This window comes from Enterobacteriaceae endosymbiont of Donacia versicolorea, from assembly GCF_012570965.1.
Taxonomy (GTDB): Bacteria; Pseudomonadota; Gammaproteobacteria; order Enterobacterales; family Enterobacteriaceae.
In genome coordinates, this window is record NZ_CP046214.1 from 252,999 (window position 1) to 268,828 (window position 15,830).

The following is a 15,830-nucleotide window of genomic DNA, read 5'->3' on the forward strand; positions in this document are numbered from 1 at the left end:
TTAAATTGAGTTGATAATGTTTATAAACTATTTTTCTATTATATTATTAAGTATAATACAAGGATTAACTGAATTTTTACCAATATCTTCAAGTTCACATATTTTTATTTTTTCTAAATTATTAAATATAATAGATGATAGTAATATTCAATTATTTGAAATAATTATACAATTAGGTTCTACATTAGCTATTTTTTTATTTTTTAGGTATAAAATTCTAAAAATTATATTAAATACTATTAAATTTAATTTTCTATATAGAAAAAAAATAAATTTATTACATATTATAATTACTACTTTACCAGTAATAATTATTGGTATAATTTTTTATTATAAAATAAAAATAATAATGAATGTTCCAAATATTATATATGGATTATTTTTTGGTGGAATATTATTATATTATGCAGAAAAAATAAAATTAAAAAAAAATATAATTAGTAATATTAATAATATTACATATAGTAATAGTTTTTTTATTGGATGTTTTCAAATTTTAGCTTTATTCCCAGGAATTTCACGACTTGGAGCAACTTTATCAATTAGTTTATTATTAGGATTAAAACGTATCATTGCAACAGAATTTTGTTTTATCATATCTATTCCAGTTGTACTAGGCGCAAATTTATTAGAATTATATAAACATTATTTAATAATAAATATAAATAACATACAAATATTTTTTTTAGGATTCATTATTTCTTTTATTACTAGTTTAATTGTTATAAAAATATTCATATATATTATAAATATTTTTTCTTTAAAATGGTTTATATTATATCGTTTATTTTTAATATTAATATTATTAAATTTCTTTTAAATAAAATTTTATTAATTTTTATTTATTAAATATAATTTTAATAATTTTAATCTTTCTTCTTGAATTTTTTTATTAATATCATTTCCTTTTAAATTATTTTTTTTAATTATATTTTTTATATTTATTTTAGAAATATATTCATACATATTAATAAAATATTTACCTTGTAAATATTCCATTTTTTCTAATGTTGCTCTTCCTCTAGCATCAGCTTCACTAATTAGTGCAATTTGTTTCACTCTATATGGTTTTCTCCAAGCATCAATCATATTATATATATTTAATATATCTTTTGGTTTTTGATTTTTTATATTATGTATAATATCATGTATTTGTGCTGCTAAAATAGATAAATTTTTAATATTATTAGGAATTTTTAATTTTTTACATAATTTTTTAATTAATGGTATACCAGCTTTACCATGTCCAGGATGTCTAGGTAATATTTTTTTAGGAGTTAAACTTTTACCTAAATCATGACATAATGCCGCAAATCTTGTTGATACTTTAGATGTTAATTTTGAAATTACATTTAATGTAAGCATAGTATGTATACCAGTATCTATTTCTGGATGCCATTTAAATGGTGCAGGAACTCCGTATAATTTATTTATTTCAGGGAAAATTATAGCTAAAGCATTACATTTTTTTAATATTTGAAAAAATATATGAGGATGTATAGATTGTAATGCAATATATGTTTCTTTCCATATTCTTTCTGGTTTTAAATAAGATAACTCACCTGAATTACTCATAATTTTCATTAATTCTAATGTACTATTATGAATACGAAAATTTAAATGTTTTAATTTAGCAGCAAATCTAGCTACTCTTAATACTCTTAATGGATCATCTTTAAAAGAATTTGAAACATGTCTTAATAAACGATTTTTAATATCTTTTATACCATTATATGGATCATAAAAATTTCCTAATTTATCTTGTGCAATAGAATTAATAGTTAAATCTCTACGTAATAAATCTTCTTTAAGGGTAATTTTTGAAGAAGCATGATATATAAATCCTTTATATCCATGACCCATTTTACGTTCTGTTCTAGCTAAAGCATATTCTTCATGAGTTTTAGGATGTAAAAATACTGGAAAATCTTTTCCTACTAACTTAAAACCTAATTTTAACATTAATTTTATATTTGAACCAACAACTACCCAATCTTTATCTGTAACTTTTATATTTAAAAGATGATCACGTACAGCTCCACCAACTAAATATATTTTCAATTTAATACTCCTTAATAATAAAGTTATATTTATGTTTTTATACTTATATTTTATTTCAAAAAAACATTTATTATAAATAATATCCTAATTATTAGGAATTAAACTTTTAATATAAAAATATAATTTTAAAATATTTTTTAAATAATTTTTTCAGATAAATAAAATTAATTAAGTTTTTTTAATATACAATATTATTAAATTATAATATAAAAATATTTTTATGAAAATACTTGATATAGAATTTGGTAATACTGAAAATCGTATTAAAAACGCTATTTTTTCTTTAAAAAATAAAAATGGTCTTTTAATTATAGATGATGAAAATAGAGAAAATGAAGGTGACATAGTATTTTCAGCAGAAAATATTTCTATTTCTCAAATAGCTTTTTCAATTAGATATGGAAGTGGTATTGTTTGTTTATGTATAACAGAATCTTTACGTAAAAAATTAAAATTACCTATGATGGTAAAAAAAAATACAAGCATATATAAAACAGGTTTTACAATTACTATTGAAGCAGCTTATGGTATTACTACTGGAGTATCTGCAAAAGATAGATTTACAACTATTAAAACTGCTATTGCTGATAATGCAATACCTCAAGATTTAAATAGTCCGGGTCATGTTTTTCCTTTAAGAGCAATACAAGGTGGTATTTTTAAAAGAAAAGGACATACTGAAGCAACAATTGACCTATTAAAAATTGCAAAATTAAAACCAGTAGGAGTATTATGTGAATTAACTAATAAAGATGGTTCTATGGCAAAAATATTAGATATAATATCTTTTGCAAAAAAGAATAAAATGATAGTTATTACTATAAATGATATAAAAAAATATATTATTAAAAATAATATTTTTATTTAAAATAAATTATTTTAATCGGCGAGAGAGGATTTGAACCTCCGACCCACTGGTCCCAAACCAGTTGCGCTACCAAACTGCGCTACTCGCCGTCATAATATATTTTTGGGTGGTTAATGGGAATCGAACCCATGACAACTAGAATCACAATCCAGTACTCTACCATCTGAGTTATAACCACCAATTATTATCTTTTTAAGATATAATTTTAATCATATATTATATTAATAATATATTTTATTATTTTTACACCCGACAGGAATTGAACCTGAGACCTCTGTTTTCGGAAAACAGTACTCTATCCTACTGAGCTACGGGTGCAACATTATTTAATATTACAAACAGATTTCTTTAATGTCTAGAACTTTTTTATTAAAAAATGATCTTTTTATAAAAAAATATTATAATATTAAGATCTTTTCATCATATCAAAAAAATCATTATTAGTTTTTGTCATTGATAATTTATTTATTAAAAATTCCATTGCATCAATTTCATTCATTGGATGAATTATTTTTCTTAAAATCCACATTCTTTGAAGTTCTTCTTGTGAACTTAATAATTCTTCTTTTCTTGTTCCTGATCTATTATAATCTATAGCAGGGAAAACTCTTTTTTCTGCTATTTTACGTGATAAATGTAATTCCATATTACCTGTTCCTTTGAATTCTTCATAAATAACATCATCCATTTTTGATCCAGTATCAATTAATGCTGTTGCAATAATTGTTAAACTTCCACCTTCTTCAACATTTCTTGCTGCTCCAAAAAAACGTTTAGGACGATGTAATGCATTAGCATCAACACCTCCTGTTAAAACTTTTCCTGATGCAGGTGCAACAGTATTATATGCTCTAGCTAAACGTGTCATGGAATCTAATAAAATAATTACGTCTTTTTTATGTTCCACTAATCTTTTTGCTTTTTCAATAACCATTTCTGATACTTGTACATGTCTAGATGGAGGTTCATCAAAAGTTGAAGCAATAACTTCTCCTTTAACTAATTTTTGCATTTCAGTAACTTCTTCTGGACGTTCATCAATAAGTAAAACTATTAATACACAATCTGGATGATTATAAGCTATACTTTGTGCAATATTTTGTAATAACATAGTTTTCCCTGCTTTTGGAGGAGCTACTATTAAACCTCTTTGTCCTCTACCAATCGGAGAAGCTAAATCTAATACACGAGCTGTTAAGTCTTCTGTTGAACCATTTCCTCTTTCCATACTTAATCGTAAATTAGCATGTAAAGGTGTTAAATTTTCAAAAAGAATTTTACTCCTAGCATTTTCTGGTTTATCAAAATTTACTTGATTTACTTTTAATAAAGCAAAATACCTTTCTCCATCTTTAGGTGGTCTTATTTTTCCTGAAATAGTATCTCCTGTACGTAAGTTAAAACGTCTAATTTGACTTGGAGAAACATATATATCATCTGGTCCTGCTAAATAAGAACTATCAGAAGAACGTAAAAATCCAAATCCATCTTGTAATATTTCTAATACTCCATCACCAAAAATATCTTCACCACTTTTGGAATGTTGTTTTAATATAGTAAAAATAATATCTTGTTTTCGCATTCTAGCTAAGTTTTCTAGATAAATACTTTCACCTAAATCTATTAATTCAGATATGGGTTTATTTTTTAATTCGGTAAGATTCATAATGGTGAGGTCTTAAACTTTGAATAATTCTTGAATGTTTTATAGAATAAATACAGAATATAATCATAATTATATTCAATATACGTATATTAACTAAAAATAATAAATACATTATTCTTTTTATAAAATAATTAAATCACTTTTGTAATTTTTTAGAAAAAATTTTCATAAAATACTTATTTCCTCCAAAGAAAAAATTCTTTTTTAAAAAATAAAATTTTATTATTTTAAATTTTTATTTAAAAAACTTTCCAATTGTATCTTATCAATTGATCCAATAATTTTATCTATAATTTTTCCATTTTTAAATAATATAATTGTTGGTATACTACGAATATTATACTGCTCAGCTATACTTTGATATTTTTCAACATTTAATTTAGTAAAAATTATATTTTCATATTTATGAAATAATTGTTCTAATATTTGAGAAAATATTTTACATGGATTACACCAATCTGCCCAAAAATCAACTAAAACTAAATTATTTTCTTTTATTTTTATTTTAAAACTTTGATCAGTTAAATTTATTATATCATTATCTTTCATAAATGTATATCCTATTATAAATTAAATAATTATAAAATTATGTGTTTTAATAATTTTAAAAAATTACTTAAGTATAAATATTTTTAGAATATTTTTATTTTTAAAAATAATTTAATATTTAAAATAAATTATTTCAAAAATTTTAATAATTAATTTTCTATTAAAATATTTAATTGTTATTGTATATTAATGTTTAGATTATTACAATATAATAAATAAAATTTTGAATATACTAAAAATATTTAAATTTAGAATAAAATAGTGTACAATATTTTTTTTATTTTATAAAAATTATTTCTGAAAAAATTTTATATATTTTATATAATTTTTTCTTTAAATAAATAGTAAAAAATAATTATATGGATATAAAAAATATAAATTAATATTTATTATTTTTTTTAAAAAAATTTTATTAAATAAATTTAAAAATTTTTATATTAAATAAATAATTTCAGATTGGAGTATTAATGAAAAAAAATAAAAATTTTTTATCTTCTTTGAATATTTTATCTATAGCTGGAGTATCTCCATACAAGTTAAAAGCTAAAGAAAGATATATGAATAAAAAACAATTATTACATTTTAAAAAAATATTACTCTCATGGAGAAATAAAATAAATAGTAAAATTAATAATACAATATCTTATATTCAAAATAAAGCATCTAATTTTCCTGATATTATAGATAGAGCTGCTCAAGAAGAAGAATTTAATTTATTACTACGTAATAAAGATAGAGAAAGAAAATTAATTAAAAAAATAGAAAAAACTTTAAAAAAATTTGATACAAAAAATTTTGGATATTGTGATTGTTGTGAAGTAGAAATCGGGATAAAAAGATTAGAAGCTCATCCTACAGCAAATTTATGTATTGATTGTAAAACTTTAGCAGAAATTCGTGCGAAACAAATTATTAAATAATTTTTTTATCTAAAATAAATACTTTTGTTTTATATTAAATCAAAAATTTAATATATACAAAATAATAATATTATGTATATTATATACATAATATATTTTAGAAATTTATAATAAAATTATAATATAAAAATATTAAAATCATAATAATAAACTAAATTAGTAAAAAAAATTATTTTTAAAAATATAATTTTAAAAATTAAATAATATATTGAATGTATAAACAAAAAATAAAGAAAATAATTATTATTTTAAAATTTTATTTTATTCAGTATTTATTATTAATAATAATAACTAACAGTAAGAAAAACAATATACTACATATAATAATTATTTTGATAATTATTATTATATATAATTAATATGAATAATTTATATATTTATTTTTAATAAATTTTATATATATTTTTAATTTTAATTTATATATATAATTTTTTTTAATAATATAAATTATTAATAATATTATTAAATTTTTTAAAATGTACTTTTTTTAAAAAAAAGTACATTTTATATTTTTTATTTTAAAAATAAAGATAATACTTTATCCCAATTTAAAACATGCCAAAAAGATTTAAGATATAAAAATCTTTGATTTTGATATTTTAAATAATAAGCATGTTCCCATAAATCTAATCCTATTATTGGATATTCTAATGATTTATTATTTATTTGGTTCATTATTGGATTATCTTGATTTTTTGTAGTTATTATTTTTAATAAATTATTTTTTTTAACTAACCAAATCCATCCTGATCCGAAAAAATTTAAAGCTTTTTTTTCAAAAATTTTTTTAAAATTTTCTAAATTAGAAAAATTATCTTTTAAAATATTTAAAATTATTTTATTAGGTTTTGTATCTTTTTTTAAAATTTTCCAAAAAAAACTATGATTAGCATGTCCTCCTGCATTATTACGTAATAATTTTTTTTGTTTAGAAGAAATAGATAAATTATCTAATTTTAATAATAATTCATTAATTTTAATATTTTTAATATTATTTTTTTCAAGTATTAAGTTAGTAGCATTTATATAATTTTGATGATGTTTAGTATGATGTATTTCCATTGTTTTAGTATCAAAAAAAGGTTCTAAATCTGAATATTTATATGATAATTTTGGTAATTGATAATTCATATCAGGCCTCTTACAAAGAAATTAATTAATATTAATAAATTTTTTTAAATTTTTGAATAATTATTTTAGTATTTGGCATAATACCATGCCATAAATAAAATGAATATGCTGCTTGTTCAATTAACATTCCAATTCCATCTGATATTTTTTTTGCTCCATGGAAACGACACCATTTTAGAAATGGTGTAAGAGAAATATCGTAAAAAAGATCATAATAAAAAATATTTGATTTAATAATTAAAGGAGAAATATTAGGAATATTTCCTTTCAGACTACTAGATGTAGCATTTATAATTAAATTATATTGTAATTGATTATGTAAATTCTTAGAAAAATGTTGTAATTCTATACAATTAAGATTTTTTATATTATGAAAATATTTTATAATATTTTTAGCATTTTGATAGGTACGATTAATAATTGTTATATTACAACCGAATTTAATTAGTGAATATATAATACCTTGAGCAGCCCCACCAGCACCTATTAATAATATTTTACTTTTAGGATGAATAAATTTTAAATTTTTTAAATCTTGTAATAAACCGATACCATCAGTATTATCACCTAAAATTTCTTGAGATTTCATTATTTTTATTGTATTTACTACTCCAGAATATTTAGCTCTTTCAGTAAATGTATTACATAATTTATATGCTTTTTTTTTAAAAGGTATTGTTATATTAGCTCCATTACCTCCATTTTTAAAAAAATTTAATAATTTTTCATGAAAATTATCTATTGGAACACAAATTTTTGTATATTTTTGTAATATACCTGTTTGCTTAGCAAATAATTTATGTATAATTGGTGATTTACTATGTTTTATAGGATTACCAAATACTGCAAACCTTTTCATATTTATCCTTTACGAATAATTAAGTTTGTAAAACTATCTCTAATTTCAGAAGGTTTTAAATATCCACCTGTTTTACCCTTTATAACTAAAATATTATTTTTTTTATTAAAATATTTTATTACTTCTTTAAAAGTTTTACACGGCATCATTCCTGAAATATTTGCACTAGTAGAAACTATTGGTTTACCAAAATAATCACATAATTTTTTTATAATATAATGATTAGTTACACGTACAGCTATAGTATTAAAATTTCCGATTAACCAATAAGGTGTATTATTTGAAATAGGCATAATCCATGTAATCATTCCAGGCCAAGTAGATAAAATTTTTTTTTTTTGATTTTGAATAATTTTTTTTTCATTTATATATTTTAATAATTGAGTATATTTTGAAGCAACTAAAATTAATCCTTTTTTAATACTACGTTTTTTAATTTTTAATAATTTATATACTGCTTTTCTATTATCAGGATCACATCCTAATCCAAATACAGACTCAGTAGGATATGCTATAATTTTACCCATTTTTAATGCATTAATAAATATATTTATATTCATAATTTTTATAAAAAATTTGATAAATTTATAAATGAATTATATATTAAAAATATATATATTTTTAATTTTTAAAAAATTTTCTGTTATATTATAAAAATTAATGTTTTATAAAAAAAATTTTAATTATGTCTATAATGAAATTATTATATTTTCCTAATAATAAATTACGTATGAAAGCTAAATATATTAAAAATATAAATAATGATATTAAATTATTAGGAAAAAATATGTTAAAAACAATGTATTTTTATAATGGTATTGGATTAGCAGCTACTCAATTAGGAATAAACAAAAGAATAATAGTAATTGATATATCTATAAACAAAAATAATCCTATTATTCTTATTAATCCTGAAATAATAAAATTTAATAAATTAAAAATTAAAAGTAAAGAAGGTTGTCTTTCTATACCTCTTAAACAAAAATATTCTATTTTAAGATATAAAAAAATAAAAATTAAAGCAAAAAATTTAATGAATGAAAATTTTGAATTAGAAATAAGTAACTTATTATCTTTTTGTGTACAACACGAAATTGATCATTTAAATGGAATTTTATTTATTGATTATTTATCAAATTTAAAATTTCAAAGAATTTATGATAAAATGTATAAATTAAATAAAAAAATAATATTTTTAAAAAAACATAATTACATAAAATGAAAAAAAAAATAAAAATTATTTTTGTAGGTACTTCAAATTTTGCTTCATATCATTTAAAAGGTTTAATAAATAATACATATATAACAATATCTTGTATTATTACTAAACCAGATACTCATGCTAATAGGGGACATAAATTAACTTTTAATGCTGTAAAAAAATTAGCAATAAAATATAAAATTAATATTTTACAACCTAAATCTCTAAATTCTACTATATTAATTAATAAAATTATAAATTATAAATGTGATTTAATTATAGTAATAGATTATGGTCTATTAATACCTAATCATATTTTAAATATTCCTAAATTATTTTGTATTAATATACATGCCTCATTATTACCTAGATGGAGAGGAGCAGCACCAATACAAAGAGCTTTATTAGAAAATGATTTAAAAACAGGTATTAGTATAATAAAAATGAATAATTTTTTAGATCAAGGAGATATAATTTATCAAATAGAATATAATATTTTATTATATGATACATATGGATCTTTGTATAAAAAATTAGCTGTATTAGGATTACAAGGTCTTTTATTAATTTTAAATAAAATTAAAAAAGGAGAAAAAATAAAATTTAAATCTCAAAATATAAATATGATAAAACCTACATATGCAAAAAAAATCTCTAAAATAGAATGTAAATTAAATTGGTATTTACCAGCTAAAAAACTGGAGTGCATGATTCGTGCATTTAATCCTAAACCAGGAACATATTTTATTATACAAAATTATAGATTTAAAGTATGGCAAGCAGAAGTAATTACTAATTTTAGTAATAATGATAAAAAAAAACCAGGAACTATTTTATCAGTAAATCAATATGGAATAAAAATAAATACTATTAATGGTATTTTAAATATTCAAATTATTCAACCTAGTGGTAAAAAACAAATGAATATTCAAAATTTTCTAAATTTTAATAAATATAAAAATATTTTTGTAAAAAATAATATAATTACTTAATTTTATTATTTTTTATAATTATTTTTCTTCCTATTAATTCTATATAAGCCATAGGTGCTTTATCACCAATACGAAATCCACATTTTATAATACGTGTATAACCACCTAATCTATTTTTAAATTGAGGTCCAATAATATTAAATAATTTTAAAATATTTTTTTTATTATTTAATTTAGAACGTAATAATCTTTTATTAGAAATACTATTATGTTTAGCAATAGTAATTATTGGTTCAATTATAGTTCTAAGTTCTTTTGCTTTTATTAAGGTAGTTTTAATAATTTCATTACAAATTAATGAATTTATCATATTATAAAACATTAAATTACGATGAGTATTACTTCTATTAAAATGACGACCTATTTTACGATGACGCATTACTATTTTCCTTTTTTAAAATTTTATGAATTATTAAATTTTTTTATTATTTTTTATTATTGGAGGCCAATTTTCTAATCTCATTCCTAATGATAAACCTCGAGAAGCTAATATGTCTTTTATTTCTGTTAAAGATTTTTTTCCTAAATTAGGAGTTTTTAATAATTCTACTTCAGTACGTTGTACTAAATCACCTATTAAATGTATCATTTCTGTCTTTAAACAATTTGCAGAACGAACAGTTAATTCTAAATCATCAACTGAACGTAATAAAATAGGATCAAATTCTGGTTTTTCTTCTTTAATTTCTTTTTCTTGTTTTATATCACGTAAATTTACAAATGATTCTAATTGTTCAGCTAAAATAGTAGCTGCTTTTCTAATTGCTTGTTCTGGATCTATTGTTCCATTAGTTTCCATTTCTATAATTAATTTATCTAAATCTGTTCTTTGTTTTACTCTTGCTGCTTCTACATTATATTTTATTCTTTTAATGGGACTATATGATGCATCTAATAATAATCTACCTATTTTAGGATTTTTTTTAATAATATTATCATTATTTATTCTTGTATGTGCAGCTACATATCCTCTTCCTAATTCTAGCTTAATTTTCATATTTATTGACGTATTTATATTAGTAATATGACAAATAATATGTTCTGGATTGATAATTTGTACTTCATTACCATGATCAATATCTGAAGCTTTAACTATACCAATTCCTGATTTATTTAACTGTAAAATTATCTTTTTTTTATTATTTTTAATTTTTATAGCTAATTTTTTTATATTTAATAAAATTTCAATAATATCTTCTTGAATACCTTCTTTTATACTATATTCATGTAATATTCCTTCTATTTCTACTTCTGTTGCTGCATAACCTGGAAGTGAAGATAATAAAATACGTCTTAATGCATTTCCTAATGTATGTCCAAAACCTCGTTCTAAAGGTTCTAATGTTACTTGCATAGTAAAATCATTAATTTTTTTTATATTTACTAAACGAGGTTTTAAAAATTCTGTTACAGAACTTTGTTCCATTTATACACTCTCTTTATTTTAAATATTATTTTGAATATAATTCAATAATTAAATGTTCATTAATATCTGCAGGAAAATCAGAACGTTCTGGAATTTTTTTAAATATTCCTGTCATTTTACGATGATCTACCTCTAACCAATTAGTTTTTTCTCTTTGTTTATATAAATCAATTGACGCAATAATTCTTAACTGCTTCTTAGATTTTTCACATATTGATATTTGATCATTTAAAGATAATTGATAAGAGGCTATATTTACAATATGATTATTAACTTGAATAGATTTATGAGAAATTAATTGACGAGATTCTGCTCTTGTAACTCCAAAACCCATTCTATAAACAATATTATCTAATCTTTTTTCTAATAAAAATAATAAATTAAATCCTGTATTTCCTTTTATACGTGATGCTTTTTTATAATAATTATGAAATTGACGTTCTAGAATACCATATAATCTACGTAATTTTTGTTTTTCTCTTAATTGAATACCATAATCAGATAATCTATTTTTTTTAAAACCATGTTGTCCAGGTAACTGTTCTAATTTACATTTTGTATCAATAGCACGTACATTTGATTTTAAAAATAAATCTGTACCTTCTCTACGACATAATTTTAATTTAGGTCCTAAATATTTAGCCATTATATTAATACCTTTTTATATTTTAATCTTAATAGTATTTTAAAATAATATATTTTATTTATACTCTTCTTTTTTTAGGAGGCCTGCATCCATTATGTGGAATAGGAGTAATATCAGTAATATTTGTTATTTTAAAACCTGAATTATTTAAAGCTCTAATAGTAGATTCTCTACCAGGTCCAGGACCTTTAACCATCACTTCTAAATTTTTAATTCCATAACTTCTAACAATTTCCGCACATTTTTCTGCTGCTATTTGAGCTGCAAATGGAGTAGATTTACGAGATCCTCGAAACCCTGATCCTCCTGCTGTTGCACAACCTAAAGAATTACCTTGACGATCTGTTATTGTAACAATAGTATTGTTAAAAGAAGCATGTATATGAGCAATACCATCTATAACTTGTTTTTTAAGTTTTTTTTTTAAATTTAAAGATTTTTTTTTCATTATATTTGTACCTAAATTTAAATATTATTTTTTAAAGTATTTATACAATTTTTTTCTAGTATGAGCATTTGTTTTAGTACGTTGTCCTCTAACAGGTAATCCTTTTTTATGACGTAAACCACGATAACAACCTAAATCTATTAATCTTTTAATATTTAAATTAATATTTCTTCTTAAATCTCCTTCTATTATAAATTTAGATATAATATTACGTAATAAATTTATTTTTTCTTTTGAAAGTTCATTAATTTTGGTATTTTGAGAAATATTAATTTTTTTACATATATAAGAAGAATGAGATGTACCTATACCATAAATATATTTTAATGCTATTATTGTACGTTTATTATCAGGAATATTAATTCCAGCTATACGAACCATTTAAAATCCTTTAATATAATTTTAAAAAATATTTTTAATAAATGAAAAAATATATTATCCTTGACGTTGTTTATGTTTAGGATCAGTACTACAATATATATATATTTTTCTATTTCTACGAATAATTTTACAATTACGACATAATTTTCTTACAGAAGCACGAACTTTCATTATATTATATTTCTCCAAAAAATATATATTTTAAATATGATTATTTTAAGTTAATTTTTTTGAGTATAGATTCATATTGATTAGACATAATTAATGTTTGAATTTGTGAAATAAAATCTATAATTACAACTACAACTATAAGTAATGATGTTCCACTAAAATAAAATGGAACATTAATGATATTACGTAAAAATTCAGGAATTAAGCAAATAAAAGTAATATATAAACTTCCAGTAAATGTTAATCTCATAATTATTTTTTTTATATATTTAGCTGTTTGTTCTCCCGGACGAATACCAGGAATATAGGCACCTGATTTTTTTAAATTATTAGCTGTTTCTTTAGGATTAAAAACTAAAATAGTATAAAAAAAACAAAAAAATATAATTGTTGATATATACAACATAATATATATTGGTTGTCTAGGTTGTAAAGATATAGAAATATTATGTAACCAGTTTAAACTAGTTATATTACTAAACCATGAAAATATAGTAGAAATAAATAATATAATACTAGAAGAAAAAATTGCAGGAATAACTCCTGACATGTTAATTTTTAATGGTAAATGAATATTTTGTTGTGTATATATTTTTTTTTCGTAATTTCTTCTTGCGTATTGTACAACTATTTTTCTTTGTCCTCCTTCTATAAAAACAACAAATAAAGTGATAAAAAATATTAAAAATAATAAAATTAAAATTGTAAAAAAATTGAAATTTCCTTGTTGAATTTGTTTTATTATTTGCCCTACAGCAGAAGGTAATCCAGAAATTATACCAATAACAATAATAATGGAGACTCCATTACCAATACCTTTTTTTGTAATTTGTCTTCCTAGCCACATTAAAAATGTAGTACCAGTAATGAGACTAAAAATAGAAATAATAAAATAATATATATCAGGATTTAAAACTAAATTTTTCATACCTGGTATATGTAATAGTCCTGTAGTAATACCTATTGCTTGTATAATAGATAAAATTAATGTAGTATACTTAGTATATTTATTAATTTTTTTTTTACCAGATTCTCCTTCTTTTTTAAGAGTGATAAAAGTAGGATGAATAGATGTTAAAATTTGTATAATAATAGATGCAGAAATGTAGGGCATAATTCCTAATGCAAAAATAGAAGCTCTGCTAAGAGCACCACCAGAAAACATATTCAACATGTCAATTATAGAACCATGTTTTTTAATAATTAATGTATGTAAAAGATTAACATTAATTCCTGGTATAGGTATAAAAGAACCTATACGAAAAATAATTAAAGAACTTATTAAAAATAATAATCTTTGTTTTAATTCATGGAATCTATTTTTAGTACTTTGAAAATTTAATTGGTTAAATGACTTAATCATTTATTATTTATTCCTCAATTATACCACCTAATTTTTTAATAATCATTTTAACACTTTTTGTACAACGTAATTTAATTATTTTTTTTGATGAATTAATATTTCCTTTATTAATAATTTTTACATATTTAATTTTTTTCTTTATAATTTTAGCTGATTTTAGAATATTTAAATCTATATAATCACCATTTATCTTTGATAAATCACTTAATCTAATTTCTTTATAATAAGCTTTTTTTCTTGATTTAAATCCAAATTTAGGTAATCTACGATATAATGGCATTTGTCCTCCTTCAAAAGATCTATTAAGATGACAACCAGAACGAGATTTTTGTCCTTTATGACCTCTACCACTTGTCTTCCCTTTACCAGAACCAATTCCACGTCCTAATCTCTTTTTATTATTTTTGATTTTAAAAAACAAAGTATTTAAATACATGTTAGTTATTAACCTTTATCATATAAGAAATTTTTTTAATCATTCCTAAAATATTAGGTGTATTTTTTTTTATAACAGTATGTCCAATATGTTTTAATCCTAAACTAATTAAAATTGCTTTATGCTTAGGTAATCTACCTATAGAACTTTTAATTTGTGTAATCTTAATATTTTTTAACACTTTTCATATTCCTTTTTATTTCTTCTATAGTTTTATTTCTTTTTGCTGCTATCATTTTTAATGATCTTATACTAGATAATCCTTTTATAGTTGCTCTTACAACATTTATTGGATTTGTTGAACCATATGATTTTGCTAAAATATTATATATTCCTGCAACTTCTAGTACAGCTCTCATGGCACCACCAGCAATAATACCAGTACCTTCATAGGCTGGTTGCATAAATACAAAAGAACCAGTATGATAACCATAAATCGGATATTGTACTGTATTATTTTTAATAATGATATTAATCATATTTTTTTTAGCTTTTTCCATAGCTTTTTGTATTGCATTAGGTACTTCTTTAGATTTTCCATAACCAAATCCAATTTTACCTTTTCCATTACCTACTACAGTTAAAGCTGTAAAAGAAAATATTCGTCCTCCTTTTACAGTTTTAGATACTCTATTAACAGAAATTAATTTTTCTTTTAATTCACTATTTTGATTTTTATTATCATAGATATTCATAAATTTTTTCTTTTAAT

Annotated in this window: 21 protein-coding genes and 3 tRNA genes; 5 read left to right on the forward strand and 19 right to left on the reverse strand. The window is 20.8% G+C overall.

Annotated elements, in window-relative coordinates; translation table 11 throughout:
* Positions 1-16: 16 nt before the first annotated feature.
* A complete protein-coding gene (locus GJT89_RS01155; RefSeq protein WP_168894723.1) occupies positions 17-820 on the forward strand; it encodes an undecaprenyl-diphosphate phosphatase in 804 nt (267 codons plus the stop codon).
* An 11-nt stretch (positions 821-831) separates the two neighbouring features.
* Here GJT89_RS01155 and GJT89_RS01160 read toward each other — a convergent pair whose 3' ends face one another.
* Positions 832-2,061 (reverse strand): multifunctional CCA addition/repair protein, encoded by a 1,230-nt coding sequence (locus tag GJT89_RS01160; protein ID WP_168894724.1) that lies wholly within the window; start codon positions 2,059-2,061, stop codon positions 832-834.
* A gap of 220 nt (positions 2,062-2,281) precedes the next feature.
* On the opposite strand from GJT89_RS01160, the gene ribB reads away from it, so the two are divergent.
* Positions 2,282-2,929: a 3,4-dihydroxy-2-butanone-4-phosphate synthase gene (ribB, locus tag GJT89_RS01165; RefSeq protein WP_168894725.1), complete on the forward strand. Its 648-nt coding sequence runs from the start codon at positions 2,282-2,284 to the stop codon at positions 2,927-2,929.
* 15 nt (positions 2,930-2,944) lie between these two features.
* Here the strand turns inward: ribB and GJT89_RS01170 are convergent.
* From GJT89_RS01170 to trxA, 5 genes are all read right to left on the reverse strand, one after another.
* Positions 2,945-3,018, reverse strand: a tRNA-Pro gene (locus tag GJT89_RS01170).
* Between the two features lie 16 nt (positions 3,019-3,034).
* Positions 3,035-3,107: transfer RNA gene (locus GJT89_RS01175), tRNA-His, on the reverse strand.
* 66 nt (positions 3,108-3,173) lie between these two features.
* Positions 3,174-3,247: transfer RNA gene (locus tag GJT89_RS01180), tRNA-Arg, on the reverse strand.
* Between the two features lie 88 nt (positions 3,248-3,335).
* Positions 3,336-4,595, reverse strand: coding sequence for a transcription termination factor Rho (gene rho, locus GJT89_RS01185; RefSeq protein WP_168894726.1), 1,260 nt, complete (start codon positions 4,593-4,595; stop codon positions 3,336-3,338).
* Positions 4,596-4,817: 222 nt separating this feature from the next.
* Positions 4,818-5,144 carry a thioredoxin gene (trxA, locus tag GJT89_RS01190; RefSeq protein WP_168894727.1) on the reverse strand — a complete coding sequence of 109 codons (327 nt, stop codon included), beginning with the start codon at positions 5,142-5,144 and terminating at the stop codon, positions 4,818-4,820.
* Between the two features lie 467 nt (positions 5,145-5,611).
* Between trxA and dksA the strand changes: the two genes are divergently transcribed.
* Entirely contained in the window at positions 5,612-6,064 is a 453-nt protein-coding gene (dksA, locus tag GJT89_RS01195) for an RNA polymerase-binding protein DksA (RefSeq protein WP_168894728.1), read from the forward strand.
* Positions 6,065-6,577: 513 nt separating this feature from the next.
* Here the strand turns inward: dksA and GJT89_RS01200 are convergent.
* From GJT89_RS01200 to tsaC, 3 genes are read right to left on the reverse strand one after another with little or no spacing between them, the layout of a single operon-like run.
* Complete coding sequence (locus GJT89_RS01200) at positions 6,578-7,195, reverse strand: Fe-Mn family superoxide dismutase (protein WP_168894729.1); 618 nt, start codon at positions 7,193-7,195, stop codon at positions 6,578-6,580.
* A 31-nt stretch (positions 7,196-7,226) separates the two neighbouring features.
* Positions 7,227-8,054, reverse strand: coding sequence for a shikimate dehydrogenase (gene aroE, locus GJT89_RS01205; protein ID WP_168894730.1), 828 nt, complete (start codon positions 8,052-8,054; stop codon positions 7,227-7,229).
* A gap of 2 nt (positions 8,055-8,056) precedes the next feature.
* Positions 8,057-8,614 carry an L-threonylcarbamoyladenylate synthase type 1 TsaC gene (tsaC, locus tag GJT89_RS01210; protein ID WP_168894731.1) on the reverse strand — a complete coding sequence of 186 codons (558 nt, stop codon included), beginning with the start codon at positions 8,612-8,614 and terminating at the stop codon, positions 8,057-8,059.
* A 125-nt stretch (positions 8,615-8,739) separates the two neighbouring features.
* Between tsaC and def the strand changes: the two genes are divergently transcribed.
* Both def and fmt read left to right on the forward strand, forming a co-directional pair.
* Positions 8,740-9,276 carry a peptide deformylase gene (gene def, locus GJT89_RS01215; protein WP_168894732.1) on the forward strand — a complete coding sequence of 179 codons (537 nt, stop codon included), beginning with the start codon at positions 8,740-8,742 and terminating at the stop codon, positions 9,274-9,276.
* The gene (fmt, locus tag GJT89_RS01220; RefSeq protein ID WP_168894733.1) at positions 9,273-10,247 is read left to right on the forward strand and encodes a methionyl-tRNA formyltransferase; all 975 of its coding nucleotides are present in this window, start codon (positions 9,273-9,275) and stop codon (positions 10,245-10,247) included. The genes def and fmt overlap by 4 nt, the downstream gene beginning before the upstream one ends.
* On the opposite strand, the gene rplQ is transcribed toward fmt, so the two are convergent.
* The 10 genes from rplQ to rpsE are packed head-to-tail and all read right to left on the reverse strand — an operon-like array spanning position 10,240 to position 15,813.
* Positions 10,240-10,626: a 50S ribosomal protein L17 gene (gene rplQ / locus GJT89_RS01225; protein ID WP_168894734.1), complete on the reverse strand. Its 387-nt coding sequence runs from the start codon at positions 10,624-10,626 to the stop codon at positions 10,240-10,242. The genes fmt and rplQ overlap by 8 nt on opposite strands.
* A 33-nt stretch (positions 10,627-10,659) precedes the next feature.
* On the reverse strand, positions 10,660-11,673 hold the full coding sequence (locus GJT89_RS01230; RefSeq protein WP_168894735.1) for a DNA-directed RNA polymerase subunit alpha: 1,014 nt from the start codon (positions 11,671-11,673) through the stop codon (positions 10,660-10,662).
* A 25-nt stretch (positions 11,674-11,698) separates the two neighbouring features.
* On the reverse strand, positions 11,699-12,319 hold the full coding sequence (rpsD, locus tag GJT89_RS01235; RefSeq protein ID WP_168894736.1) for a 30S ribosomal protein S4: 621 nt from the start codon (positions 12,317-12,319) through the stop codon (positions 11,699-11,701).
* Positions 12,320-12,377: 58 nt separating this feature from the next.
* Positions 12,378-12,767 (reverse strand): 30S ribosomal protein S11, encoded by a 390-nt coding sequence (rpsK, locus tag GJT89_RS01240; protein ID WP_168894737.1) that lies wholly within the window; start codon positions 12,765-12,767, stop codon positions 12,378-12,380.
* A gap of 24 nt (positions 12,768-12,791) precedes the next feature.
* Complete coding sequence (gene rpsM / locus GJT89_RS01245; protein ID WP_168894738.1) at positions 12,792-13,148, reverse strand: 30S ribosomal protein S13; 357 nt, start codon at positions 13,146-13,148, stop codon at positions 12,792-12,794.
* Positions 13,149-13,202: 54 nt separating this feature from the next.
* On the reverse strand, positions 13,203-13,319 hold the full coding sequence (rpmJ, locus tag GJT89_RS01250; protein ID WP_168894914.1) for a 50S ribosomal protein L36: 117 nt from the start codon (positions 13,317-13,319) through the stop codon (positions 13,203-13,205).
* 40 nt (positions 13,320-13,359) lie between these two features.
* The gene (secY, locus tag GJT89_RS01255) at positions 13,360-14,682 is read right to left on the reverse strand and encodes a preprotein translocase subunit SecY (protein WP_168894739.1); all 1,323 of its coding nucleotides are present in this window, start codon (positions 14,680-14,682) and stop codon (positions 13,360-13,362) included.
* A 7-nt stretch (positions 14,683-14,689) separates the two neighbouring features.
* Positions 14,690-15,118 carry a 50S ribosomal protein L15 gene (rplO, locus tag GJT89_RS01260; RefSeq protein ID WP_168894740.1) on the reverse strand — a complete coding sequence of 143 codons (429 nt, stop codon included), beginning with the start codon at positions 15,116-15,118 and terminating at the stop codon, positions 14,690-14,692.
* 1 nt (position 15,119) lies between these two features.
* The gene (gene rpmD / locus GJT89_RS01265; protein ID WP_168894741.1) at positions 15,120-15,299 is read right to left on the reverse strand and encodes a 50S ribosomal protein L30; all 180 of its coding nucleotides are present in this window, start codon (positions 15,297-15,299) and stop codon (positions 15,120-15,122) included.
* Positions 15,283-15,813 carry a 30S ribosomal protein S5 gene (gene rpsE, locus GJT89_RS01270; RefSeq protein WP_168894742.1) on the reverse strand — a complete coding sequence of 177 codons (531 nt, stop codon included), beginning with the start codon at positions 15,811-15,813 and terminating at the stop codon, positions 15,283-15,285. Before rpsE ends, rpmD begins: the two co-directional genes overlap by 17 nt.
* Positions 15,814-15,830 lie beyond the last annotated feature (17 nt).

Coding starts and splice junctions, on each gene's coding strand:
- GJT89_RS01155 (WP_168894723.1), top strand. CDS start 17: ATGTTTATAAACTATTTTTCTATTATATTATTAAGTATAATACAAGGA.
- ribB (WP_168894725.1), top strand. CDS start 2,282: ATGAAAATACTTGATATAGAATTTGGTAATACTGAAAATCGTATTAAA.
- rho (WP_168894726.1), bottom strand. CDS start 4,595: ATGAATCTTACCGAATTAAAAAATAAACCCATATCTGAATTAATAGAT.
- trxA (WP_168894727.1), bottom strand. CDS start 5,144: ATGAAAGATAATGATATAATAAATTTAACTGATCAAAGTTTTAAAATA.
- dksA (WP_168894728.1), top strand. CDS start 5,612: ATGAAAAAAAATAAAAATTTTTTATCTTCTTTGAATATTTTATCTATA.
- GJT89_RS01200 (WP_168894729.1), bottom strand. CDS start 7,195: ATGAATTATCAATTACCAAAATTATCATATAAATATTCAGATTTAGAA.
- aroE (WP_168894730.1), bottom strand. CDS start 8,054: ATGAAAAGGTTTGCAGTATTTGGTAATCCTATAAAACATAGTAAATCA.
- tsaC (WP_168894731.1), bottom strand. CDS start 8,614: ATGAATATAAATATATTTATTAATGCATTAAAAATGGGTAAAATTATA.
- def (WP_168894732.1), top strand. CDS start 8,740: ATGTCTATAATGAAATTATTATATTTTCCTAATAATAAATTACGTATG.
- fmt (WP_168894733.1), top strand. CDS start 9,273: ATGAAAAAAAAAATAAAAATTATTTTTGTAGGTACTTCAAATTTTGCT.
- rplQ (WP_168894734.1), bottom strand. CDS start 10,626: ATGCGTCATCGTAAAATAGGTCGTCATTTTAATAGAAGTAATACTCAT.
- GJT89_RS01230 (WP_168894735.1), bottom strand. CDS start 11,673: ATGGAACAAAGTTCTGTAACAGAATTTTTAAAACCTCGTTTAGTAAAT.
- rpsD (WP_168894736.1), bottom strand. CDS start 12,319: ATGGCTAAATATTTAGGACCTAAATTAAAATTATGTCGTAGAGAAGGT.
- rpsK (WP_168894737.1), bottom strand. CDS start 12,767: ATGAAAAAAAAATCTTTAAATTTAAAAAAAAAACTTAAAAAACAAGTT.
- rpsM (WP_168894738.1), bottom strand. CDS start 13,148: ATGGTTCGTATAGCTGGAATTAATATTCCTGATAATAAACGTACAATA.
- rpmJ (WP_168894914.1), bottom strand. CDS start 13,319: ATGAAAGTTCGTGCTTCTGTAAGAAAATTATGTCGTAATTGTAAAATT.
- secY (WP_168894739.1), bottom strand. CDS start 14,682: ATGATTAAGTCATTTAACCAATTAAATTTTCAAAGTACTAAAAATAGA.
- rplO (WP_168894740.1), bottom strand. CDS start 15,118: ATGTATTTAAATACTTTGTTTTTTAAAATCAAAAATAATAAAAAGAGA.
- rpsE (WP_168894742.1), bottom strand. CDS start 15,813: ATGAATATCTATGATAATAAAAATCAAAATAGTGAATTAAAAGAAAAA.